This window comes from Nocardioides sp. 616 (genome assembly GCF_002930065.1).
Lineage (GTDB): Bacteria > Actinomycetota > Actinomycetes > Propionibacteriales > Nocardioidaceae > Nocardioides > Nocardioides houyundeii.
Genome location: NZ_POAG01000010.1, coordinates 184067 through 208390, shown reverse-complemented (window position 1 = coordinate 208390; position 24324 = coordinate 184067). Strand labels below are relative to the sequence as shown.

19 protein-coding genes are annotated in these 24324 nt (G+C 72.3%); 16 read left to right on the top strand and 3 right to left on the bottom strand.

Annotation, left to right across the window (positions count from 1 at the left end; all coding sequences use genetic code 11):
- The first annotated feature begins 82 nt into the window (after positions 1 to 82).
- A complete protein-coding gene (locus C5H89_RS02965) occupies positions 83 to 3961 on the top strand; it encodes a DNA-directed RNA polymerase subunit beta' (protein ID WP_104105593.1) in 3879 nt (1292 codons plus the stop codon).
- 104 nt (positions 3962 to 4065) lie between these two features.
- Complete coding sequence (locus tag C5H89_RS02960) at positions 4066 to 4941, top strand: DUF429 domain-containing protein (RefSeq protein ID WP_162799183.1); 876 nt, start codon at positions 4066 to 4068, stop codon at positions 4939 to 4941.
- Positions 4942 to 4952: 11 nt separating this feature from the next.
- Here the strand turns inward: C5H89_RS02960 and ggt are convergent, their stop codons facing one another.
- Positions 4953 to 6815 (bottom strand): gamma-glutamyltransferase, encoded by a 1863-nt coding sequence (gene ggt / locus C5H89_RS02955; RefSeq protein WP_104105591.1) that lies wholly within the window; start codon positions 6813 to 6815, stop codon positions 4953 to 4955.
- A gap of 127 nt (positions 6816 to 6942) precedes the next feature.
- Between ggt and C5H89_RS02950 the strand changes: the two genes are divergently transcribed.
- Together C5H89_RS02950 and C5H89_RS02945 are read left to right on the top strand one after the other, a co-directional pair.
- Positions 6943 to 8190, top strand: coding sequence for a geranylgeranyl reductase family protein (locus C5H89_RS02950; RefSeq protein WP_205304829.1), 1248 nt, complete (start codon positions 6943 to 6945; stop codon positions 8188 to 8190).
- A 40-nt stretch (positions 8191 to 8230) separates the two neighbouring features.
- Positions 8231 to 9070: a lysophospholipid acyltransferase family protein gene (locus C5H89_RS02945; RefSeq protein ID WP_104105590.1), complete on the top strand. Its 840-nt coding sequence runs from the start codon at positions 8231 to 8233 to the stop codon at positions 9068 to 9070.
- On the opposite strand, the gene C5H89_RS02940 is transcribed toward C5H89_RS02945, so the two are convergent.
- Entirely contained in the window at positions 8988 to 10046 is a 1059-nt protein-coding gene (locus tag C5H89_RS02940) for an acyltransferase family protein (protein ID WP_104105589.1), read from the bottom strand. The genes C5H89_RS02945 and C5H89_RS02940 overlap by 83 nt on opposite strands.
- Before the next feature lie 55 nt (positions 10047 to 10101).
- On the opposite strand from C5H89_RS02940, the gene C5H89_RS02935 reads away from it, so the two are divergent.
- The 8 genes from C5H89_RS02935 to C5H89_RS02900 all read left to right on the top strand — a co-directional run bounded on the left by C5H89_RS02935 (position 10102) and on the right by C5H89_RS02900 (position 19886).
- Positions 10102 to 11049, top strand: coding sequence for an NUDIX domain-containing protein (locus C5H89_RS02935; RefSeq protein WP_104105588.1), 948 nt, complete (start codon positions 10102 to 10104; stop codon positions 11047 to 11049).
- 22 nt (positions 11050 to 11071) lie between these two features.
- Positions 11072 to 12334 carry a hydroxyacid-oxoacid transhydrogenase gene (locus C5H89_RS02930; RefSeq protein ID WP_104105587.1) on the top strand — a complete coding sequence of 421 codons (1263 nt, stop codon included), beginning with the start codon at positions 11072 to 11074 and terminating at the stop codon, positions 12332 to 12334.
- A gap of 84 nt (positions 12335 to 12418) precedes the next feature.
- Positions 12419 to 15238 carry an FAD-binding and (Fe-S)-binding domain-containing protein gene (locus C5H89_RS02925; protein ID WP_104105586.1) on the top strand — a complete coding sequence of 940 codons (2820 nt, stop codon included), beginning with the start codon at positions 12419 to 12421 and terminating at the stop codon, positions 15236 to 15238.
- 107 nt (positions 15239 to 15345) lie between these two features.
- Positions 15346 to 16566 (top strand): SAM-dependent methyltransferase, encoded by a 1221-nt coding sequence (locus tag C5H89_RS02920; RefSeq protein WP_104105585.1) that lies wholly within the window; start codon positions 15346 to 15348, stop codon positions 16564 to 16566.
- An 11-nt stretch (positions 16567 to 16577) separates the two neighbouring features.
- Complete coding sequence (locus C5H89_RS02915; RefSeq protein ID WP_104105584.1) at positions 16578 to 17564, top strand: hypothetical protein; 987 nt, start codon at positions 16578 to 16580, stop codon at positions 17562 to 17564.
- A 62-nt stretch (positions 17565 to 17626) separates the two neighbouring features.
- Complete coding sequence (locus C5H89_RS02910) at positions 17627 to 18634, top strand: DNA topoisomerase IB (RefSeq protein ID WP_104105746.1); 1008 nt, start codon at positions 17627 to 17629, stop codon at positions 18632 to 18634.
- A gap of 8 nt (positions 18635 to 18642) precedes the next feature.
- Positions 18643 to 19143, top strand: a complete 501-nt coding sequence (locus tag C5H89_RS02905; RefSeq protein WP_104105583.1) for an O-acetyl-ADP-ribose deacetylase — start codon at positions 18643 to 18645, stop codon at positions 19141 to 19143.
- Between the two features lie 62 nt (positions 19144 to 19205).
- Positions 19206 to 19886 (top strand): haloacid dehalogenase-like hydrolase, encoded by a 681-nt coding sequence (locus C5H89_RS02900; RefSeq protein ID WP_104105582.1) that lies wholly within the window; start codon positions 19206 to 19208, stop codon positions 19884 to 19886.
- Positions 19887 to 19896: 10 nt separating this feature from the next.
- Here the strand turns inward: C5H89_RS02900 and serC are convergent, their stop codons facing one another.
- The gene (gene serC, locus C5H89_RS02895; protein ID WP_104105581.1) at positions 19897 to 21027 is read right to left on the bottom strand and encodes a phosphoserine transaminase; all 1131 of its coding nucleotides are present in this window, start codon (positions 21025 to 21027) and stop codon (positions 19897 to 19899) included.
- 109 nt (positions 21028 to 21136) lie between these two features.
- On the opposite strand from serC, the gene C5H89_RS02890 reads away from it, so the two are divergent.
- The 4 genes from C5H89_RS02890 to C5H89_RS02875 all read left to right on the top strand — a co-directional run.
- Positions 21137 to 21661: a GNAT family N-acetyltransferase gene (locus C5H89_RS02890; protein ID WP_240181660.1), complete on the top strand. Its 525-nt coding sequence runs from the start codon at positions 21137 to 21139 to the stop codon at positions 21659 to 21661.
- A 58-nt stretch (positions 21662 to 21719) separates the two neighbouring features.
- The gene (locus tag C5H89_RS02885; protein ID WP_104105580.1) at positions 21720 to 22622 is read left to right on the top strand and encodes an ABC transporter permease; all 903 of its coding nucleotides are present in this window, start codon (positions 21720 to 21722) and stop codon (positions 22620 to 22622) included.
- Complete coding sequence (locus tag C5H89_RS02880; protein ID WP_104105579.1) at positions 22619 to 23371, top strand: ABC transporter ATP-binding protein; 753 nt, start codon at positions 22619 to 22621, stop codon at positions 23369 to 23371. The genes C5H89_RS02885 and C5H89_RS02880 overlap by 4 nt, the downstream gene beginning before the upstream one ends.
- Positions 23368 to 24324: ABC transporter substrate-binding protein (locus C5H89_RS02875; protein ID WP_104105578.1), on the top strand; the 957-nt coding region annotated here is incomplete at its 3' end. The genes C5H89_RS02880 and C5H89_RS02875, both read left to right, overlap by 4 nt.

The window sequence follows — 24324 nt, the reverse complement described above, 5'->3', positions numbered from 1 at the left end:
TGGCGCGCCCGCGAGGGCGCGCCGTCCCCCTCAGTCCCGTCTTGATTCAACAGCGACACCAAACGAAGGAATTGAAGCCAACGTGCTCGACGTGAACTTCTTCGACCAGCTTCGGATCGGCCTGGCCACCGCGGATGACATCCGCACGTGGAGCCACGGTGAGGTCAAGAAGCCGGAGACCATCAACTACCGCACGCTCAAGCCCGAGCGTGACGGCCTCTTCTGCGAGAAGATCTTCGGTCCCACCCGGGACTGGGAGTGCTACTGCGGCAAGTACAAGCGTGTCCGCTTCAAGGGCATCATCTGCGAGCGCTGCGGTGTCGAGGTGACCCGCTCCAAGGTGCGCCGCGAGCGCATGGGCCACATCGAGCTCGCCGCTCCGGTCACCCACATCTGGTACTTCAAGGGTGTCCCGTCGCGACTGGGCTACCTGCTCGACCTGGCGCCGAAGGACCTGGAGAAGGTCATCTACTTCGCCGCCTACATGATCACCTCGGTGGACGAGGACGCCCGTCACAAGGACATGTCCACCCTGGAGAACAAGATCGGTCTGGAGCGCGAGCGGCTGGAGAAGCGCCGCGACTCGATGATCGAGGAGCGTGCCAAGAAGTTCGAGGAGGACCTGGAGGCCCTGGAGGCCGAGGGTGCCAAGGCCGACCAGCGCCGCAAGGTCAAGGACGGCGCCGAGCGCGAGATGGCCGCCATCCGCAAGCGCTCGGAGAACGAGCTCGCTCGTCTCGAGGAGATCTGGAGCACGTTCAAGTCGCTCAAGGTCCAGGACCTGCTCGGCGACGAGATCCTGTACCGCGAGATGAAGAACTGGTTCGGCAAGTACTTCGAGGGCTACATGGGCGCCACGGCGATCCAGAAGCGCCTCCAGGACTTCGACATCGAGGGTGAGGTGGAGTCGCTCCGCGACACCATCGCCAACGGCAAGGGCCAGCGCAAGGTCCGTGCGCTCAAGCGCCTCAAGGTCGTCGACGCCTTCCGCAAGACGGGCAACCAGCCCATCGGCATGGTGCTCGACGCCGTTCCCGTCATCCCGCCGGACCTGCGTCCGATGGTGCAGCTGGACGGGGGCCGCTTCGCGACCTCCGACCTCAACGACCTGTACCGCCGGGTGATCAACCGGAACAACCGCCTCAAGCGGCTGCTTGACCTCGGCGCCCCCGAGATCATCGTCAACAACGAGAAGCGGATGCTCCAGGAGGCCGTCGACTCGCTGTTCGACAACGGCCGTCGTGGTCGCCCCGTCACCGGCCCGGGCAACCGGCCGCTGAAGTCGCTCTCGGACATGCTCAAGGGCAAGCAGGGTCGCTTCCGCCAGAACCTGCTCGGCAAGCGCGTGGACTACTCGGGCCGTTCGGTCATCGTGTCGGGTCCGCAGCTGAAGCTGCACCAGTGCGGTCTGCCCAAGCAGATGGCGCTGGAGCTCTTCAAGCCGTTCGTGATGAAGCGCCTGGTCGACCTGTCCCACGCCCAGAACATCAAGTCCGCCAAGCGGATGGTGGAGCGGGCGCGGCCGGTCGTGTGGGACGTCCTCGAAGAGGTCATCACCGAGCACCCCGTGCTGCTCAACCGTGCGCCCACCCTGCACCGACTCGGCATCCAGGCCTTCGAGCCCCAGCTGATCGAGGGCAAGGCCATCCAGATCCACCCGCTCGTCTGCACGGCGTTCAACGCCGACTTCGACGGTGACCAGATGGCGGTGCACCTGCCGCTGTCGGCCGAGGCCCAGGCCGAGGCGCGGATCCTGATGCTCTCGACCAACAACATCCTCAAGCCGTCGGACGGCCGACCGGTCACCATGCCTACCCAGGACATGATCATCGGGCTGTTCTTCCTCACCACCGACCGTGACGGCGAGCTCGGCGAGGGCCGGGCGTTCTCCTCGCCGGCCGAGGCCATCATGGCCCTGGACCGGGGCGAGATCACCCTGCAGAGCAAGGTCAAGATCCGTCTCTCCGACGTCGTGCCGCCGCTGGACCACGAGTCGGCCGGCGACTGGGAGACCGGGCGCTCGCTGACCCTGGACACCACGCTGGGTCGCACGCTGTTCAACGACACCCTGCCGGCCGACTACCCCTTCGTGAACTACGAAGTGGGCAAGAAGGCGCTGGGCGCGATCGTCAACGACCTGGCCGAGCGCTACACCAAGGTCGAGGTCGCTGCGTCCCTGGACGCCCTGAAGGACGCCGGCTTCCACTGGGCGACCCGCTCGGGTGTCACGGTCTCCATCGACGACGTCACCACGCCGGACGACAAGAAGGCCATCCTGTCGGGCTACGAGGCCCAGGCGGAGAAGGTGCAGAAGCAGTTCGAGCGTGGACTGGTCACCGACGAGGAGCGCCGCCAGGAGCTCATCGAGATCTGGACGCAGGCCTCCAACGAGGTCGCCAAGGCGATGGAGGCGAACTTCGACCGTCGCAACCCCATCTACATGATGGTCGACTCGGGCGCATCGGGAAACATGATGCAGATCCGTCAGGTCGCCGCCATGCGTGGTCTGGTGGCCAACCCGAAGGGCGAGATCATCCCGCGCCCGATCAAGGCCAACTTCCGCGAGGGCCTGTCGGTGCTGGAGTACTTCATCTCCACCCACGGTGCCCGCAAGGGTCTGGCCGACACCGCACTGCGCACGGCCGACTCGGGCTACCTGACCCGTCGTCTGGTCGACGTGTCGCAGGACGTCATCATCCGCGAGGAGGACTGCGGCACCGAGCGTGGTCTGCCCAAGCAGATCGGTGAGCGTCGCGAGGACGGGACGGTCGTCAAGCACGAGAACGCCGAGACCGCGGCGTACGCCCGTTCGGCGGCGACCGAGATCGCCCACCCCGAGACCGGGGAGATCCTCGCCGTCGCCGGTGAGGACCTGGGTGACGTCAAGATCGGCGAGCTCGTGGCTGCCGGGATCGAGACCGTCAAGGTCCGCTCCGTGCTGACCTGCGACGCCAAGACCGGGACCTGCGCCAAGTGCTACGGCCGCTCGCTGGCCACCGGCCTGCTGGTCGACATCGGTGAGGCGGTCGGCATCATCGCCGCCCAGTCCATCGGTGAGCCCGGCACGCAGCTGACCATGCGTACCTTCCACACCGGTGGTGTGGCCTCCGCGGACGACATCACCCAGGGTCTGCCCCGCGTGGTCGAGCTCTTCGAGGCACGTCAGCCCAAGGGTCTCTCGCCGATCTCCGAGGCCGCCGGCCGCGTGGAGATCGAGGAGACCGACAAGGCCCGCAAGGTCATCGTCACCCCCGACGACGGCTCCGAGCCGGTCGAGTACCCGGTCTCCAAGAGGTCCCGCCTCTCGGTGGCCGACGGCCAGCACATCGAGGTCGGCCAGCAGCTGACCGTCGGTACGCCGGACCCGAAGGAGGTGCTACGCATCCTCGGTATCCGCAAGGCGCAGCAGCACCTCGTCGACGAGGTCCAGCAGGTGTACCGCAGCCAGGGCGTGTCGATCCACGACAAGCACATCGAGATCATCGTGCGCCAGATGCTCCGTCGCGTGACGGTCATCGAGTCCGGTGAGACCAACCTGCTCCCGTCGGACCTGGTCGACCGGTCCCGCTTCGAGGAGGAGAACCGTCGTGTGGTCTCCGAGGGCGGCGTGCCGGCCTCGGGTCGTGCCGAGCTCATGGGCATCACCAAGGCCTCGCTGGCGACCGAGTCGTGGCTCTCGGCGGCCTCCTTCCAGGAGACCACCCGGGTGCTCACCGACGCGGCCATCCACGGTCGCTCGGACTCGCTGCTGGGTCTGAAGGAGAACGTGATCATCGGAAAGCTGATCCCGGCCGGTACCGGTCTGGAGCGCTACCGCAACATCCGGGTGGAGCCGACCGAGGAGGCCCGCGCCGCGGCGTACTCCGTCACCGGCTACGACTCCTACGACTACGACTTCGGCCAGGGCACCGGCCAGGCCGTCGCGCTGGACGACTTCGACTTCGGTTCCTACCAGAACTGACCTCGGGTCACCCCAGAGTCACCGGCGAGGGCCGGATCCCGCATCACGCGGGGTCCGGCCCTCGTGCCATTTGCGGACTGGCGCGGCGTGACACCATGACCGGTATGGAGTCCGCCAACACCCCTCCGCTCGCCCGCGAGATCGCCGACCTCGTCTCGCGCCTGGCGGCGTTGGGGGAGCAGCACGGACTGGACGTGGGCGACGCGCTGCGCGCGGTGCAGGCGCTGGAGCAGCAGGGATCTGTGACCCGGGTCGCGTCGTGGTTCGTCGACGCCCCGCCGGTGCTCGGGGTGGATGCCGGCAAGGGCGGCTGGGTGGGCGCCCTGGTGGCGCAGGGCCGGTGCCGGGTGCTGGTCTCCCCGACCCTGGCCGGCCTGGTCGAGATGGCCCGTGAGGCTGCCGAGGTGGCCGTGGTCGCGGTCGACATCCCGATCGGGCTGCCCGACTCCGGGCGACGCCAGGCCGACGTGCTGGCCCGGGGCGCCCTGCCCGGCAAGGCCAGCTCGGTGTTCACCACCCTGACCCGGGCGGCGTACCAGGCGGGGACCTACGCCGAGGCCCGGGAGGCGAACTTGGCCGCCACCTCCGGGGGGCTGGGAGCCGGCGCGCAGTCCTACGGGCTGCGGGAGCGGGTGCTCGACGTCGACGGCTACCTGCGCGCCGCCCGGCGCGCGCCCGCGGGGCGCCGGGTGCCGGTGATCGAGGTGCACCCCGAGCTCTGCTTCGCCCGGATGACCGGGGCGCCGCTGCTGGCCGGGAAGCGGACGCCCGAGGGCGAGCAGGCCCGGTGCGCGGCGCTGAGCAGCGTGGGCTTCCCCCTGCCCCGGGTGGCGGCGGGGCCGGGATATGCCGCCGACGACCTGCTCGATGCCTGCGCCGCGGCCTGGAGCGCGGCCAGGCACGCGCTGGGCCTTTCGGAGTCGCTGCCGCCGGAGCCCGAGGTCTTCAGCGACGGGATCCCGGCAGCGATCCGAGTCTGAGCCCCTGCGGCTCAGCGCCGCGGCGTCACCACCCCGGCCGCACCGCCGCCGCGACGGGTCGGCTCGGAGACCGCGGTCAGTCGCCTGGCGCCGGAGAGCTCGATGGCGGTGGCGGCACCGAGCTCGCTCTGCGGGTACGACGGCGGGGCCGCCGCGACCAGCTTGTGGCCGTAGCCGGAGAGCGCGGCTCCGTAGGCGGTGATGAACGCCGGCTCGGCGACCGTCTCGGCGCCGTTGCGCGGCGAGACCCGGGGCGCGGCGATCGCCTGCTCGATGCTCATGCCCAGGTCGATCCGGTTGACCAGCATCTGCAGCACCGTGGTGATGATCGTGGAGCCGCCGGGGGAGCCGAGCGCCAGGAACGGACGGCCGTCCTTGAGCACGATCGTGGGTGACATCGACGAGCGGGGCCGCTTGCCCGGCTGGATCCGGTTGGGGTCGCTCGCGTCGTAGACGACTGAGAAGTCGGTGAGCTCGTTGTTGAGCAGGAAGCCGCGTCCCGGCACGGTGATCCCGGAGCCACCGGTCTGCTCGATCGTGAGGGTGTACTCCACGACGTTGCCCCAGCGGTCGGCCACCGTCAGGTTGGTGGTGGAGAGGTTCTCGGTGTCCGCGTCGGCCTCGCCGCGCGCCGCCGGCGTGCTGCAGCTGCCGTCGTAGCTGGCCGTGTTGCCGGCAGCCGTGGGCTTGGGCAGTGCCACGCCGGGCTTGATCGCGCAGGCGCGCTCGGCGGCGAAGGTGTCGCTGAGCAGGTCCTTGAGCGGGACGTCGACGTACGCCGGGTCGCCGACGTACTTGCCGCGGTCGGCGAAGGCCAGCGAGCTGGCCTCCAGGTAGTGGTGCAGCGCGTCGGTGACAGACATCGACCTCAGGTCGTAGCGCTCGAGGATGTTGAGCGCCTCACCGACGGTGGAGCCACCGGAGGAGGACGGGGCCATGCCGTAGACGTCGTACCCGCGGTAGTCGACTCGGGTCGGCCGCTGGAGCGCCACCTCGTAGCCCTTGAGGTCCTGGCGGGTCATCCGGCCCGCCGGCACCGGCAGCTCGGTGCTCCGGGTCTTGTCGGGGTCGCGGACGGCGCGGACGATCTCGCCGGCCATCTTCCCCTCGTAGAACGCCGAGACGCCGTCCCGGGCGATCTGGCGGTACGTCGCGGCCAGGTCGCGGTTGCGGAAGACCGAGCCGACCCGGGGCGCCGAGCCGCCCGGCAGCCAGAGCCGCTTGCTGGCCTTGATCGCGGCGAAGCGGACCGCGTTCTCGGCCGTCTGGTTGTGGAAGGTCTCGTCCACGACGAAGCCGCGCTGGGCGACCTTGGTGGCCGGTGCCAGCGCCTCGTCCAGGGACCACGTGCCCCACGTGCGCAGCGCCTTGTCCCAGGTGGCCAGCGTGCCCGGCACGCCGACGCTCACCCCGCTGGTGACCAGCTCCGGGGCGAAGTTCCACGGCTTGCCGGTGGCGGGGTCGATGAAGGCGTCGCGGCGCATCTTGGCCGGCGCCGTCTCGCGGCCGTCGATGGTGCGCACCTTGCCGGACTCCGCGTCGTAAAGCACGAAGTAGCCGCCCCCGCCGATCCCGGCGCTGTAGGGCTCGGTCACGCCCAGGGTCGCCGCGGCGGCCACCGCCGCGTCCACCGCGTTGCCGCCGTCCTCCAGCACCTGCAGCCCGGCGCGGGTCGCCTCCGGGTCGACGGTGCTGACCGCGCCGCCGCGCCCCACCGCGGTGGGCACCTTGGTGTCGGTGCGGGGACCCTGGGCCGCCGGGGCCGGGGCCGGGGCCGCCGGGGCCGGCGCGGCCAGCGTGGTGCACACGGCGGTGCACAGTCCGAGGGAGAGCGTGGTGGCGGCGGTGCGCCGAGTGCTGCGCCGGTGCTTCATCGTGACCTCCGAGTTCGACGATTCGCGAGCCCCCCAACCTGCCGCCTCACTCCGGCTGCTGTCGAGCCCCCGTGCGCTCCAGGTGCTGGGTTTGGGCCGCAACCACGCTCCTGAGAGGATTCCGACCGTGCCCGACCCGATCCCCGACCAGACCGACGTGCTCGTCGTCGGTGCCGGTCCCGCCGGTTCCGCGGCCGCCTCCTGGGCGGCTCGCTCCGGCTTCGAGACCCTGCTCGTGGACGCCGCGGTGTTCCCGCGCGACAAGACCTGTGGCGACGGGCTCACCCCCCGCGCCATCGGCGAGCTGCAGCGCCTCGGCCTGGAGGACTGGCTGCGCGCCCACACCGTGAGCCAGGGGCTGCGCGCGCACGGGTTCGGCCAGACCCTCCACCTGCCGTGGGAGGTGCCGGGAGGCTCCCTGCCCTCCTGGGGTTCAGCGGTGGCGCGCACCGAGCTGGACGACCACCTGCGCACCGTCGCCATCAAGTCCGGCGCGACCGCCGTCGACGGCGCCCGCGCGGTCGACGTGGTGCGCCACGGGGACACGGTGACCTCGGTGGTCCTGGAGCGCGGCGGCGAGCGCGTCGAGGTGCGCTGCCGCTGGCTCGTGGTCGCCGACGGCGTGCGCTCGCCCCTGGGCAAGATGCTGGGCCGTGAGTGGCACCGCGACACCGTTTACGGCGTCGCCGGGCGCTCCTACGTCGCCTCGGGCCGCTCCGAGGACCCCTGGATCTCCTCCCACCTGGAGCTGCGCGACGAGCAGGGCCAGGTGCTTTCGGGCTACGGCTGGATCTTCCCCCTCGGCAACGGCACCGTGAACCTGGGGGTGGGCACCCTGGCCACCGCCAAGCGCCCCGCCGACATCGCGGTCAAGCCCCTGATGCGCTTCTACGGCGAGCAGCGCCGCGAGGAGTTCGAGCTCTCCGGCGAGCTGCGGGACCAGGCCTCGGCGCTGCTCCCGATGGGTGGGGCGGTGAGCAACGTGGCCGGCCGCAACTGGGCGCTGATCGGTGACGCCGCGGCCTGCGTCAACCCGCTCAACGGCGAGGGCATCGACTACGGGCTGGAGACCGGCCGCCTGGTGGTCGACACCATCGCCGGTGGCCACGACCTGCACGAGGCCTGGCCCGCCCTGCTGCGCGAGCACTACGGCGAGTCCTTCTCGATCGCCCGGCGGCTGGCCGGGATCGCCACGGTGCCGAAGGTGGTCGCCGCGCTCGGCCCGGCCGGCATGCGCTCGGACTGGCTGATGACCCTGGCCCTGAGGTGGATGGGCAACCTGGTCACCGAGGAGGACCGGGACCGCGCCGCCAGGCTGTGGCGCTGGGCGGGACGGCGCTCGCTGGCCCGGGACGCCCGCCCCCCGTTCTCCTGACCGCCGGACCGGACGCCGCTCCGGCACTACCCTGACGCTCGTGGACGAGGGGTGGTACCGCACCGCGCTCGGGCTCGGGCGGCTCGCGCTCCGGGCCCTCGACGTGACCCTCGAGACGCGCGGCCTGGAGCACGTCCCGACCACGGGACCGGTGATCCTGGCCGCGACCCACGTCTCCTACCTCGACTCGCTGCCCATCTGCCTGGCGGCGCGAGACCGAGGCCGCCTCCCCCGCTTCCTGTCCCGGCACGACGTCTGGCAGACGCCGGGCCTGGCTGGTCCGATGGACCGGATGGGCCACATCCCGGTCGACCGCGACGCTCCGGCGGCGGCGTACCTGAGGGCACGTCGGCTGTTGCGCGCGGGTGAGGTGGTGGGGATCTTCCCGGAGGCCGGCATCTCCTACTCCTTCACGGTGCGCTCGCTGATGCGGGGGACCGCGGCGCTGGCCCGCGAGACGGGCGCGGTGATCGTGCCGACCGCGCTGTGGGGCTCCCAGCGGATCTACTCCGTGGGACGCCCGGTCGACGGGGTGGAGCCCGGCCCCGACCTGACCCGGGGTCGGCGGATCGACCTCTGCTTCGGCGAGCCGATCACGTTGGGTGCCGACGCGGACCCGGTCGCCGGCACCATCGAGCTGGGCCGGCGCCTGACCGAGCTCCTGGAGGGTCTCCAGGAGCTGCCCCACCACCAGCCTCGAGCCGGTGAGCACGCGCCCTGGCACCCCGCCCACCTGGGCGGGCACGCCCCCGACCGCGAGGAGGCGCTGGCCCTGGACCAGCTGCCGCGCTCCGCGCTCAGCCCGAGCTGGGGGCCGAGCGGTTCTCCGGGGCTGCCGGACCCCGGCGAGCTCGCCTCCGCAGCGACAGCACCTGGTTGACCGGGTCGACCAGCCACAGCAGCCGCCGCGCCACCGGCGGCCAGCCGAGGAACAGGGCCAGGGCCACCGCGGCGGCGACCGTGATCGCCACCGAGGTCCAGCCGTTGCCGGGCAGCCAGTCGCTGACGCCCTGAGCCTCGGCGTACCGGATCGCGAAGCCGTGGAGCAGGTAGACGCCCATCGTGTAGGCGCCCACCGCGGTCAGCAGGGAGCGGCGCCGGGGCACCAGCGTCAGCACCGCCGCGGTGCCGGCGAGCCCGACGAGGATGAGCTGGGCGCGGATCTCGGCGCCCTCGCGCAACGACACCCCGAGCGTGTCGTAGGAGGAGCGGTAGTAGAGCCACTGGGTGCTCCAGTGGTCGTCGGTGCGCGTGGTCAGCCACCAGATGCCGGCCAGCACGGCGAGGCCGACGAGCCCGGTCCAGCGGGCCTGCAGCAGCTCCAGGCCGCGGCGGGGCAGGTGCAGCCCGATGACGAAGAACGGCAGCAGGCCCAGGACCCGGTTGAGGTCGAAGAGCTCCAGATCCACCTCGCCGGCGGCCAGGCTGACGGCCACCGCCGCCGGCACCATCAGCCAGTGCCGGACCAGCAGCGGCGTCGCCAGGCGCCACAGCACCAGCGCCACCAGGTACCACATCGGCCAGTGCGGGTTTAGCCACAACGGCTGCAGCACCTCCATGCTGCTGGGCTGGCCGACGACGTAGACCCGGAAGGCGGCCATCAACCACTCGAAGATCACGTAGGGCACCACCAGGGTGGTGACCAGGGCGGTGAGGTGGCGCGGAGTCCAGGCGAACTTGCGCGAGAGGTAGCCCGAGACCAGCACGAACGCCGGGATGTGGAAGTAGTAGAGGAAGTCGTAGACCCGGGACTTCGGATCGCCGTAGGGCAGCAGCACGATGGCGTGCCCGACCACGACGAGGATGACCAGGATCGCCTTCGCGTTGTCCAACCACGGGTCCCGACGTCCAGGCATCCAGCCACCATATCGATCATCCGCGCGGCTCGGCCCGATCGCCTAGGTTGGGGGCATGACGCCGCGAGGACCCCTGCCCCTGCACCAGCGGGTGGCGGCGTACGCCGTGATCAGGCGCCGGCTCGAGGGTGCGGTGGAGGAGATCCTGCTGAGCCGGCTGGCCGAGCGGGTCTCCCCGCACGAGCTGTGGACGCTGCCCGGTGGCGGGCTGGACCACGGCGAGGAGCCACGGCTGGCCGTGGTGCGCGAGGTGATGGAGGAGACCGGGCTGGCAGCCACCGTGAGCGAGACCGCGCACGTCTACTCCGCCCACATGCCCGGCGTGCGCCGGGAGGGGCGCGTGGTGGACGCACACGCCATCCGGATCGTCTACGAGGGCTGGGTGCCTCCTGACTCGCCGGTCCCGGAGGTGCAGGAGGTCGACGGGTCGACCGTCGAGGCCGCCTGGCACTCCGTCGCCGACGTGGAGTCCGGTGCGCTCCCCGTGGTCCCGATGGTCACCGAGGCGCTGCGGGACCTCCGGCCGGTGAGGCTGCAGCGGCTCGCGGCGTACGCCCTGATCACCCGTCGGCCCGTCTCCACCCCGCTGCAGAACGGGGACGAGGTGCTGCTCACCCGGATCTCGGCGCGCGGCTTCCACGCCGGCACCTGGACCCTGCCCGGCGGCGGGGTGGACCACGGTGAGCCGCCGGTCTCGGCGCTGGTGCGCGAGGTCGCCGAGGAGTGCGGGGTGGAGTGCACCGTCGGGCCGCTGCTCACGGTGCACGACGTGCACTTCTCCGGGACCGCCCCCCGTGGGCGCTTCGAGGACTTCCACGGGGTGCACCTGGTATTCCGGGCCGAGGTGGACCCCGGCGCCGAGCCCCGGGTCGCGGAGACCGACGGCACCACGGACGCCGCTGCCTTTGTGCCGCTCGCACAGATCGAGGACGGGACGGTGGAGGTTCTGGACGTGGTGCGGCACGCTTTGCTCGCGGCCCGGGCCGCGTCCCAGTTCGACTGAGTGCACCACGGAAGGGAACGTCGTGACCGAGCAGGTCTTCACCTACGCAGCGCCCGCGTTGAAGTTCGGCAGGGGAGCGTCTGCCGAGCTGGCCCACGACCTGGGTCAGTACGGCGCTCGGCGGGTGCTGCTGGTCACCGACGCCGGCGTGGCCGCCACCGGCCACCCGGCCCGGATCGCGGAGCGGCTGGGCGCCGCGGGGTTCGACGTCACCACCTACGACCAGGTGCACGTGGAGCCCACGGACGCCTCGCTGGAGCACGCCATCGCCTCCGCCCGGGATGCCGGACCCTTCGACGCGATCGTGGCCGTGGGCGGTGGCTCCAGCATCGACACCGCCAAGGCGGTCAACCTGCTCACCACCAACCCCGGCGAGCTGATGGACTACCTCAACGCTCCCATCGGCAAGGCGCGCGCGCCCGAGCAGCCCCTGCTGCCGCTGGTGGCCGTGCCCACCACCACCGGCACCGGGTCGGAGTCCACGACCATCTGCGTCCTCGACGTGCTGGCGCTGCAGGTCAAGACCGGGATCAGCCACCCCGCGCTGCGCCCCCGGCTCGCCGTGGTGGACCCGGACCTGACGATGACCCAGCCCGCCGCGGTCACCGCGGCCGCCGGGATGGACATCCTGTGCCACGCCCTGGAGAGCTGGACCGCCCGCTGGTACGCCGACTTCGAGGCCAAGGCGCCCGAGCAGCGGGTGCCCTACTGCGGGGCCAACCCGGTGGCGGACATGTGGGCCAGCAAGGCGCTCACGCTGCTCGCCGGGTCGTTCCGCGACGCCGTGCGCGACGGCGGGGACCCGCACGCCCGGGAGCAGATGGCGCTCGCGGCGACGTTCGCCGGACTGGGCTTCGGCAACGCCGGGGTGCACATCCCGCACGCCTGTGCCTACCCGATCGCCGGGCGGGTGCGTGACTTCCACCCCGAGGGCTACCCGGGGGCGGAGCCGATCGTGCCGCACGGGATGGCGGTGGCGCTGACCGCGCCGGCCGCCTTCGCCTTCACCTTCGACGCCGACCCGGACCGCCACCTGGCCGCCGCGCGGATGCTGGACCCGACCGGCAGGACCGAGGGACCCGACGCGCTGCCGTCGGTGCTGCGGACCCTGATGCACGACATCGGCATCCCCAACGGGCTGGCCGCGGTGGGCTACGGCGCAGCCGACGTCGAGGAGTTGGTGGCCGGTGCGCTGGCCCAGCAGCGGCTGCTGGCCACCGCGCCCAAGGCGGTCGGCGAGGCGGACCTGGCCGAGGTGTTCCGGGAGTCCCTCGAGCTGTGGTGAGGCGGGCGTCCGCGACGGCCGTCGGGTCCGGGGCGGCCACGGACGGCTGGCACAATGTCGGTGTGCTGACCGTGCGGAGTGCCGATGCCTGAGTCGACCGGCGGACTGCTCGCCGCCCTGGGCCGCGCGGGGCTCACCGACGTCTCGGACGCCGACGTCACCCGCGCCGTCTACTCCTCCGACGCCTCCCTCTACCGCGTGGTGCCCCAGGTCGTGGTCCGGCCCCGGCACCCCGACGAGATCGTGGCTGCCCTCGGGGTGGCCCGGGAGACCGGCGTCGGCCTCACCATGCGCGGCGCCGGCACCTCGATCGCCGGCAACGCGGTGGGCCCCGGGATCGTGGTGGACACCTCGCGCCACCTCAATCGGGTCCACGAGATCGACGCCGAGGCCCGCACCGCGCGCGTCGACCCGGGCGTGGTGCACGCCGCGCTCCAGCAGGTGGCCGCGCCGCACGCGCTGCGTTTCGGGCCCGACCCCTCCACGCACACCCGCTGCACGATCGGCGGGATGATCGGCAACAACGCCTGCGGCTCCCGGGCCCTGGGCTACGGGCGCACCAGCGACAACGTGGTGGGCCTCGACGTCGCCTACGGGGACGGCAGCACCGCCTCGCTGCGCAGCGGCACCCCCGCCCAGGACCGGGTGGCCGCCGAGCTCGCCACCCTGGTCGACGGCTCCCTGGGTCACGTGCGCACCAAGTTCGGCCAGTTCACGCGTCAGGTCAGCGGCTACTCGATGGAGCACCTGCTGCCCGAGCGCCGCGACGTCGGCCGCTTCCTGGTCGGCTCGGAGGGCACGCTGGCGCTGGTCCTCGGCGCGACGGTGCGGCTGGTCGCCGAGGAGCCGCGCCGGCTCTTCGTGCTCGGCTACCCCTCGATGGCCGAAGCCGCCGACGCCGTCCCCGGCATCCTGGACTCCGCGCCCGCACAGGGCCTGGGCCTGGTCGCCTGCGAGGGCCTCGACGCCCGGATCGTCGACCTGGTCCGCGCCGCCGGCTCCTCGGTGCCCGACCTGCCCCGCGGGGCCGGGTGGCTCTTCGTGGAGGTCACCGGCGAGGGCCGGCTGTCCGACGCCGGCGAGCTGGAGCGGCTCGAGGTGGCCGACCCCTCCGCCGCGACCGCGCTGTGGCGGATCCGCGAGGACGGTGCCGGGCTGGCGGCCCGCAGCCTGAGCCGGCCGGCGTACTCGGGGTGGGAGGACGCCGCCGTGCCCCCAGCCAGGCTGGGCGCCTGGCTGCGCGACTTCGACGAGCTGCTCACCGAGTTCGACCTCCAGGGCGTGCCCTACGGCCACTTCGGCGACGGCTGCGTGCACGTGCGCATCGACTTCCCCTTCCACGAGGGGGAGACCGGGCGCAAGGTCTTCCGCGAGTTCCTCGAGGCCGCCACCGACCGGGTCGTCGCCCACGGCGGCTCGCTCTCCGGCGAGCACGGGGACGGGCGGGCCCGCTCCGAGCTGCTGTCGCGGATGTACGACGCGGAGTCGATGCGGCTCTTCGGCGCGGCCAAGGCGATCTGCGACCCCGACGGGGTGCTCAACCCCGGGGTGCTGGTCGACCCCGCGCCGCTGGACGCCGACCTGCGTCCCGGCCGGCCGGTCGCGCAGGTGCCGACCCTGCTGCGGTTCGTCGAGGACACCTCGATGGGCGCCGCGGTGCACCGCTGCACCGGCGTCGGCAAGTGCGTCACCGTGCCCGGTGCCGGCTCCGCCGCCGGCGTGATGTGCCCGTCCTGGCAGGCCACCCGGGACGAGAAGGACTCCACCCGCGGCCGGGCCCGGACCCTGCAGGAGGCGCTGGACGGCACCCTGGTGCACGGGCTGGCCGACCCCGCGGTGCACGACGCGCTGGACCTCTGCCTGTCCTGCAAGGGCTGCGCCCGGGACTGCCCCACCGGCGTCGACATGGCCACCTACAAGTCCGAGGCGCTGCACCAGACCTACCAGGGGCGCCGGCGGCCCCGCAGTCACTACACGCTCGGCTGGCTGCCCGCGCTGGTCCGGCTGGCGCCCGGCTCCTTCGGCCGTGGCTGGCTCGACAAGGCGATGGGCACCGGGCCCGTGACCCGACTGGCCAGCAAGGTGGCCGGGATGGACGCCCGACGCTCCCTGCCCTCGGTGGCCCCCCGCAGCGCGCAGTCGCTGCTGGGGCGCTCACGCAAGCAGCACGCAGCCAGCGCCCCGGACGTGTGGATCTGGGCCGACACCTTCACCGACCACTTCCGGCCCTCCTCGGCCAAGGCGGCCATCGACCTGCTGGCCGCCGCCGGGCTGCGGGCGGAGCTGATTCCCTCCGACGCGTGCTGCGGACTCACCTGGATCTCCACCGGCCAGCTGGAGCACGCCCGCTCCACCATCGAGAAGACGGTCGCCGTGCTGGAGCCGTACGTGGCCTCCGGTACGCCGGTGATCGGCCTGGAGCCGTCCTGCCTGGCGACGCTGCGCTCGGACGCGGTGCAGCTGACCGACGACCCGCGCGCCGAGACGGTGGCCTCGGGAATCAAGACCCTCGCCGAGCTGCTCGACCAGCTGGACTGGACCCCGCCCGACCTGAGCGGGGTGGAGATCGTGGCCCAGCCGCACTGCCACCACGCGTCGGTGCTGGGCTGGGAGGCCGACGCCCGGCTCCTGGCGAAGGCCGGTGCCCACGTCACCCGGGTCGGTGGCTGCTGCGGCCTGGCCGGCAACTTCGGCATGGAGGCGGGCCACTACGAGGTCTCGGTCGCCGTCGCCGAGCTGCAGCTGCTGCCCGCGGTCCGGGCCAACCCGGGCGCGGTGGTGCTGGCCGACGGCCTCTCCTGCCGGCACCAGCTCGACGACCTCGCCGACGTGCACGCCGTGCACCTCGCCGAGCTGCTCGCGGGCGCGCTGGCGGATGTGGGGCGGCGCGTCACCGCGGACTAGCATCGGTGTCATGAACCCCCATCACCGCCGCCTCGTGATCCCGCTGGCGCTCGGGGGTCTGATCCTGATCGTGCTCGTCGCCGCCCTGGTCAAGTGAGGCTCCGCTGATGGCTGCCGAACCACTGCTCCGCGCGCTGATGCGGATGCGCACCCTGATCCTGGACCCCGACGTGCTGGTCCGGGCCGTCGCCTCGGGCCGCCAGAAGGGGCAGCACCCCCGCTGGAAGCGCGTCGAGCTGCGCTACGTGGACCTCAAGGCGGGTCGCCACCTCCAGGTCACGGCGTATGACGAGACGCAGGCGCACACCTCCAACTACGCCCTCGGCGAGGTGGGGCAGCCCAGTCCCGCCCGCGAGGCCGTGGACGACCTGCTCGACGAGCCGTTCGCACACTGGCACGTGGAGACCACCACCGAGCAGCACCAGGTCCGGGTGACGAAGAAGCTCGAGGCGATGGTGCACACCACCGCGCGGGCCGAGGAGGTCGAGGTGGAGCGCGGGCACGACCGGGACAAGTCCCGGATGCTCGCCGAGGACGACCCGGTGCTGATCAGTCTGGGCATCTCCACCGCCGAGGGGCGCGTCAAGCCGTCCCGGCAGGCGAAGTACCGTCAGGTGGAGGAGTTCCTCCGGCTGCTGGACGCCTCCCTCACCGAGGCGCGGAGCAAGGGGCACCTGCGCAAGCCGACCGAGGCGGACCCGCTGCGGGTGGTGGACCTGGGGTGCGGCAACGCCTACCTGACGTTCGCGGCGCAGCGCTACCTGACCCACGTGCGCGGCCTGCCCGTGCACGTCACGGGGGTGGACGTGAAGCAGCAGTCGGCCGAGCACAACTCCCGGGTGGCGAGCGAGCTCGGCATCGACGCCTCGTTCGTGGTGGGCAGCATCGCCGAGGCCACCCTGCCCGAGCCGCCCGACGTGGTGCTGGCCCTGCACGCCTGCGACACCGCGACCGACGAGGCGCTGGCCCGCGCCGTGCAGTGGCAGGCGTCGCTGGTGCTCGCCGCGCCGTGCTGCCACCACGACGTGGCCGCCCAGCTGCGCCGTACCCCGACCCCGGCGCCGTACGCGATGCTGACCCGCCACGGGATCCTGCGGGAGCGGTTCGCCGACACCCTCACCGACGCGCTGCGCGCCTCGATCCTGCGGCTGCACGGCTACCGGGTCGACGTGGTGGAGTTCGTGGAGAGCGAGCACACGCCCCGCAACACCCTGCTCCGCGCGGTGCGCACCGGAGCGGTGGTCAAGGGCGGCGGCGTGCGCAAGGAGTACGACGACCTCGTCTCCACCTGGGGGATCCGGCCCCGCCTGGCCGAGCTGCTGGACTGAGGCGGGACGTCGTGGTCGCGCTCTCCGAGGCCGGCGGCTGGCTGGCCGCGGTGGCCCTGGCCGTCCCGTTCTCCCTCGGCAGCGCGCTCGGCGACGACCCGGACCGGGGGGAGGCGGTCTTCGCCTACACCGACCCCGAGGTCGTGGAGTCCTCCGGGCTGGCGACGCTGGCCGGGGGCCGGGTGGCCACCGTCAACGACAGCGGCGACACCGGACGGGTCTTCACCGTCGACGTCGCGACCGGGGACACCGTCGGAGTCACCACCTGGTCCGGTGACCCGACCGACGTGGAGGCGGTCGCCCCCGCGGGCCCGGACCAGGTGTGGGTGGGCGACATCGGGGACAACCGGGGCCGCCGCTCCTCGGTCGAGGTGCTGCGCGTGCCGGTGGGGGAGGGGGAGCGGGCGGTGACCCCGGCGCGGTTCGAGCTGACCTATCCCGACGGTCCGCGGGACGCCGAGGCCCTGCTGGCGCACCCGGTCACGGGCCGGTTGCTGGTGGTCAGCAAGGTCGTCTTCGGCGGCCAGGTGCACGCCGCCCCGCGTGAGCTGGATCCTGCCGCGCCCAACGAGCTGACGGCGCTGGGCCAGGTGGCCGGCATGGTCACCGACGGCGCCTTCTTCCCCGACGGCGAGCACCTGATCCTGCGCAACTACACCTCCGCCTTCGTCTACACGTTCCCCGACCTGGAGCTGGTGGGCGAGATCCCCCTTCCGCGGCAGCAGCAGGGTGAGGCCGTCACCGTCACCGCGGACGGCGAGGTGCTGGTGGGCACCGAGGGCCAGTTCACCGACGTGCTGCGGGTGCCGCTGCCGGACTCGGTGACCGCAGCCATGACGCGCGCCGCCCCGTCCGCCGCCCCGTCAGCCCCCGTCTCGCCCGGCCCGGAGGACGGCACGCCGGAGCAGGCACCGGAGCCGGGCTGGGCCTGGCTGCTCAACGCCGGCATCGCGGTACTGATCGCGGGGCTGCTGGTCCGGGCGGTCCGCCCGCGCTGATCCCGCGCTGTCCCGCGCCGGTTCGGCCCGGGACTGTTGCGCGGCGATGTGAAGATGTGTCCATGCCACGACTGCGCCGCACCGCTCCTGACCAGCCTGGCTGGAGCCGCCGGCGCGCCGGGAAGGGCTTCGTCTACCTCGACCAGGACGGCGAGCGGCTGTCCGAGGACGACGCGCGGCGGGTGCGGGACCTGGTCATCCCGCCCGCCTGGCGCGACGTCTGGGTCACGCCGTACCCCCACGGCCACCTGCAGGCGGTGGGCACCGACGACGCCGGGCGCCGCCAATACCTCTACCACCCGCAGTGGCGGGCCCGCCGCGACGCGGCGAAGTTCGACCGGGTGCTCGACTTCGGCCGTGCGATGTCGAGGGCCCGGGAGAAGGTGCTCACCGACCTCGGCACCGAGGGCATGGAGCTGAGCCGCGCCTGCGCCGTCGCCACCCGGCTGCTCGACCTGGGCTACTTCCGGATCGGCAACGACGTGTACGCCGACCAGAACGGGAGCTTCGGCCTCACCACCCTGGAGCGGCGCCACGTGAGCCGCAAGGGGGACCGGCTGGTCTTCTGCTTCGTGGGCAAGTCCGGTGTGGAGCACTGCATTGAGATCGACGACCCGGCGGTGGTGGAGGCGCTGGAGGTGATGCGCCGCCGCCGCGCCCCGGGCGAGCCGCGGCTGCTGGCGTGGAAGGACGGCCGGACCTGGCGCACCCTGGACTCCGCGACGGTCAACTCCTACATCCGCGAGACCACCGGGGTCGAGGCGACCGCGAAGGACTTCCGGACCTGGCACGCCACGGTGATCGCCGCGGCAGCGCTGGCCCAGACGTCGGAGCCGGGTCACACGAAGGCGTCCCGCAAGCGAGCGGTGTCCGCGACGATGCGCGAGGTCTCGGAGTTCCTGGGCAACACCCCGGCCCTGGCGAAGGCCTCCTACGTGGACCCCCGGGTCGTGGACGCCTACGAGGAGGGCCGCACCATCGGGGCGGCCGCCAGCCGCACATATCCGACCTCTGACGAACGTCAGGACGCGCTGGAGCGGGCGGTGCTCGAGCTGCTCGCCGGGGAGTAGGGGGAGTCATGGAGCTGACCGTGGTGCAGGGTGACATCACCACCCAGCAGGTGGACGCGGTGGTCAACGCCGCCAACCGGGCGATGCGCGGCGGGGGAGGGGTGGACGGCGCGATCCATGCCGCCGGCGGGCCGGAGGTGCTGGCCGACTGCGTACGCCGCTTCCCGCGCGGCCTGGCCACCGGCGACGCGGGCTGGACCACCGCGGGCAGGCTGCCGGCACGCTGGGTGATCCACGTGGTGGGACCCAACTACACCCGGGGTGAGACCGACCGCGCCCTGCTCACCTCCTGCTACCGCCGGGCGCTGGAGGTCGCCGACGAGCTCGGGGCGCGCAGCGTGGCGTTCCCGCTGGTCAGCGCGGGCGTCTACGGCTGGCCGCTGGACGACGCGATCGACGCGGCGCTCGAGACGCTCCGGGCCACCCCGACGCGGGTCGAGGAGGCCCGCCTGGTGGCCTTCGGCAGGCGCACGTACGACGCGGTCCGGACCCGGCTCGACGCGAGCTAGGCCGGGACCTGGACGTTCGCGTGTTCGACGTGGGCGCGGTCGGGTGCCAGTAGCCTTCTGGTGTGGTGCGTGGGGCGGTCTTCTTCGATGTCGACGGGACGCTGGTCCCGCAGACCAGCAGTGGGCAGCACCTGGCGGACCTGCTGGGTCATGCCGATGTCGTCCGCGAGGCGGAGGCTGGCTACGCCGCCGGGACCCTGAGCAACCGGGAAGTCTCCGTCCTCGACGCCCGCGGCTGGGCCGGCCGCACTCCGGCGCACGTGCGCGACTTCCTGGAGTCCCTACCCCTGGTCGATGGCATCGCCGAGACCGTTGCCTGGTGCCGGCGGCAGGACCTGCTGCCCGTGTTGGCCACCCTGGCCTGGGAGCCGGTCGGGACCTACCTGTGTGAGCGCTTCGGCTTCGGCCATGCCAGCGGCCCTCGCCTGGAGGTGATCGAGGGTTGCTACAGCGGCGAGGTCGCTGAGCACTTCGATGAGACGGGCAAGCGCGACTTCGCACTTGGTGTGGCCGCGGAGCTCGGTGTGGACCCGGCTCGCTGCGCCGCCATCGGTGACAGCAGATCCGACCTGCCGCTCTTCTCCGCGGTCGGTCTGGCCATCGCCTTCAACGCCACCTCGGTAGCCCGCTCCGCCGCCCACGCCGAAGCCGACGGAGGCGACCTGCGTGCCGTGCTCCCGTTGCTCAGCAGGTGGCTGCACGCACATCCGCACATCGACGTCAGCGGGCGCCCGGCTGACTAGGAACACCCAGTCAGAGGTGCTCGACCACGTAGTCGATGCAGCCGGTCAGCCGCTCGACGTCGGCGGGGTCGATCGCCGGGTACATCGCGATCCGCAGCTGGTTGCGGCCCAGCTTGCGGTAGGGCTCGGTGTCCACGACCCCGTTGGCCCGCAGCACCGCAGCGATCTGCGCGGCGTCGATGGACTCCTCGAAGTCGATGGTGCCGATCACCAGGGACCGGTGGTCCGGGTTCGCGACGTACGGCGTGGTGTAGGAGGTCTTCTCGGCCCAGCCGTAGAGCACGTCGGAGGAGGCGGTGGTCCGCGCCACCATGGCGGCGAGGCCGCCCTGGGCGTTCATCCAGTCCAGCTGCTCGGCCATCAGGAACAGGGTGGCCACCGACGGGGTGTTGTAGGTCTGGTTCTTGGTCGAGTTGTCGATCGCGGTGGGCAGGTCGAAGAACGGCGGGATGTAGCGGTCGCTGCCGGCGATCTCCGCGGCGCGGTCCAGCGCCCGGGGCGACATGATCGCGAGCCACAGGCCGCCGTCGGAGGCGAAGCACTTCTGCGGCGCGAAGTAGTAGGTGTCGACCTCGCTCAGGTCGACCGGGAGGCCGCCGGCACCCGAGGTGGCGTCGATCAGCACCAGGGCGTCCTCGTCGATGCTGCCGGGGCGGGCGACAGGTGCCATCACGGCGGTGGAGGTCTCGTTGTGCGCCCAGGCGTAGGCGTCGACGCCGTCCTCGGCGACGGCCTCGGGCCGCGAGCCCGGCTCGGCGGCGATCACCGAGGGGTCGGCCAGCCAGGGTGCGGCCTTGGTGGAGGAGGCGAACTTGGCGGAGAACTCGCCGAAGGACAGGTGCTGGCTCTTGTGGCGCACCAGGCCGAAGGCGGCGATGTCCCAGAACGCGGTCGCCCCGCCGTTGCCGAGCACCACCTCGTAGCCCGCAGGCAGGTCGAACAGCGCGGCCAGTCCCTCGCGCACCCGCGCGACGGTGTCGCGGACCGGGGCCTGTCGGTGCGAGGTGCCCAGCAGCGAGGTGCCGGTGGCCGCCAGGGCGGCGACGTGGCTGGGCTGGATCTTGGAGGGCCCTGCTCCGAAGCGACCGTCCGCGGGGAGGAGGTCGGCGGGGATCTGGAGGGCGTCGGCGGTGACGGTCACCAGGGCTTCCTTTCGGTTGGCGAGCGGGAGGCCTGACGACGCTGTCAGCGGCCCTCGGGCCGCCGCCTATTCTGGCACCGTCCAGGCGGGTACGACGAAATGAGGTCACGTGACGAGCACCCCCGAACGCGCCGCCGGAACGGCCGGTTGCACGCCGCACATCGAGCGTCGCGCGTTCGACCATCCGGACGCGGTCCGCCTGGTCGCGCAGGTCCAGGCTGAGTACGTGGTGCGCTACGGAGGTCCCGACGAGGCGCCCATCGACGCGGGCGAGTTCGCGGAGGGGCGCGGCGCGTTCTTCGTGGGCTACCTCGGTCCCGAGGCGGTGGCCACCGGAGCCTGGCGCTGGCACGCCGTGCCGGAGGGGATGGAGCCGGGACCGTGCGCGGAGATCAAGCGGATGTACGTCGCGGCGGAGCACCGTCAGCGCGGCCTGGCCCGGCTGATGCTGGCCCGGCTGGAGGAGAGCGCCCGGGAGGCCGGCGTGGCGAGGATGATCCTGGAGACCGGGGGCCGGCAGCCGGAGGCCATCGCGTTGTACGAGTCGGGCGGCTACGTGCCCATCGCCGGCTACGGCTACTACGCGGGTGGTGACCTGTCGCGCTGCTACGGCAAGGCCCTGTGCGGGTTGTGACGTCCGACACGCGGGACACAGAAGAGTAAGTCCAGTAAATTAGTCTAATATCTAGGGCATGAGCCAAACCTCGACGTCCTTGGAGCGCGCAGGAGTGCGCACCGCCCCGGCCGCGGGGGTGGTGCTGGGGTCGGACCCGCAGTCCACCGGGCTCGCCGGGGCTGCCACGCGAGGCCGCGCCGGCGGTGCCCGCTCGGCGGGGCTGCGGGCCGCGGCCCTGCGCTGGGTGAGCCCCCTCGCGCTGGTGGTGCTGTGGCAGGTCGCCTCCTCGACCGGGCTGCTGGACCCCAAGACGCTGGCCTCGCCTGCTGACCTGGCCGTCACCGCCTGGGAGCTGACCGAGAGCGGCAAGCTCACCGAGGCCGTGCTGGTCTCCCTGCAGCGTGCCTCCCTGGGCTTCCTGATCGGCGCCGTGGCGGCCGTGGTGCTGGGAGTCATCACCGGCCTGAGCCGCATCGGCGACGCGCTGGTCGACCCGCTGATGCAGATGGTGCGGACCATCCCGCTCTTCGGCCTGGTGCCGCTGTTCATCGTCTGGTTCGGCATCAAGGAAGAGCCCAAGATCTACCTGGTGGCGCTCGGTGTCGTCATTCCGCTCTACCTCAACCTGGTCGCAGCGCTGCGCAGCGTGGACCCGGAGCTGCTGGAGCTGGCCACCTCGCTGCGGCTCTCCACCGTCGAGCGGGTGCGTCACGTCATGCTCCCTGCTGTGCTGCCCGGGGCCCTGGTGGGCCTGCGGCAGTCGCTCGGGGTCGCCTGGCTCGCCCTCATCGTGGCCGAGCAGATCAACGCCGGGGCCGGCCTGGGCTACCTGATCAACAACGCGCGCGACTTCCTGCAGACCGACGTCATCGTCGTCGGTCTGCTCGCCTACGCCGTCCTCGGCCTGATCACCGACGCCATGGTGCGGGTGCTGGAGCGTCGAGCTCTGCGCTGGCGCGACGAGGGGGTGACGGCATGAGCGGGCAGGAGCCGGTCGTCCGGCTGCGCGACGTACGCCGCAGCTTCGGCGGCAACGAGGTGCTCGCTGGCGTCGACCTGGAGATCCAGCCCGGCGAGTTCCTGGCGCTGCTGGGGCACTCGGGCTCGGGCAAGTCCACCCTGCTGCGGGTGCTCGCCGGTCTCGACCAGGGCGCCACCGGGGAGGTGCGCACCGGTCGCGAGCCCGCGGTCGTCTTCCAGGACCCGCGGCTGCTGCCCTGGCGCCACGCCCTGGAGAACGTGATCCTCGGTCACCGCGGCGAGGACCCCGAGGGACACGGGCGGGCCATGCTGGCCGAGGTCGGGCTCGCCGGCCGCGAGGACGCCTGGCCCCGCGAGCTCTCCGGCGGCCAGCGGCAGCGGGTGGCCCTGGCCCGGGCCCTGGTCCGGGAGCCCGACCTGCTGCTTCTCGACGAGCCGTTCAGCGCGCTGGACGCCCTCACCCGGATCTCGGCCCAGCAGCTGGTGCAGGACCTGTGGCAGAGCCACGGCCCGGCGGTGCTGCTGGTCACCCACGACGTCGAGGAGGCCCTGCTGCTCGCGGACCGGGTCCTGGTCATCGCCGAGGGGCACCTGGTGCACGACGAGCGCCTGGACCTGCCGCGCCCTCGCCGGCGCGAGGACCCCGAGGTGGTCTCGCGCCGCGTCGCGCTCCTGTCGCTGCTCGGGGTCACCGGCGACGGCGCCACTGAACCCATGTCCACACACCACTCAGGAGCAACGCGATGACCAGCACCAGCACCCGACCCGGACGGGTCCGACGCAGCCTCGCGCCGCTCGGCGCCCTCGCCCTCGCGACCACGCTCGCCGCCTGCGGCGGCGACGGGGACGCGGCCTCCTCCGACAGCGGCAAGCCCGTCCTGCGGGTCGGCGTCCAGAAGGACGGCATCCGCGCGATCCTCAAGCAGGCCGAGCTGCTGGAGGACCTGCCCTACGAGATCGAGTGGTCCGAGTTCACCGCCGGTCCGCCGATCGTGGAGGCAGCCTCCGCGGACCAGATCGACGTGGCGTGGGTCGGCAGCACCCCGCCGATCTTCGGCGCCGCGGCCGACGCGGACTTCAAGATCGTCGCCGCGGTCGTGGAGCGCGACTCCCACTCCGACTCCGTCCTGGTGCCCGAGGGCTCCGACATCAAGAGTGTGGAGGACCTGAAGGGCAAGAAGGTCGCCGTCGGCCGTGGCACCTCCTCGCACGGCATGTTGATCAAGGCGCTCAACCGGGCCGGCCTCGGGCTCGACGACATCGAGGCCAACTACCTCGCCCCGGCCGACGGGCTCGCCGCCTTCACCTCCGGTGCGGTGGACGCCTGGGTGGTGTGGGACCCGTTCGTGACCCAGGCCATCCAGGAGGCCGACGCCGTGGAGATCGCCGGTGGCGCTCCTGACGACAACGGCCTGCAGTTCGAGATCGCCTCGAGCAAGTCGCTCGAGGAGACCGACACCCGGGAGATGATCGTCGACTTCGTCGATCGGGTCCGCCAGGGGTTCGCCTGGGCCGTGGACAACCACGAGGCGTGGGGCAAGGCCTGGGCCGAGGAGTCCGGCCTGCCGGAGAGCACCACCACCGTGGTGACCGAGAACAAGAAGTCCGACGTCGGTCCGGTGACCGACGAGATCATCGTGGCCTCGCAGTCCCTCGCCGACCTCTTCACCGAGGCCGGAGAGCTGCCCACGACGATCGAG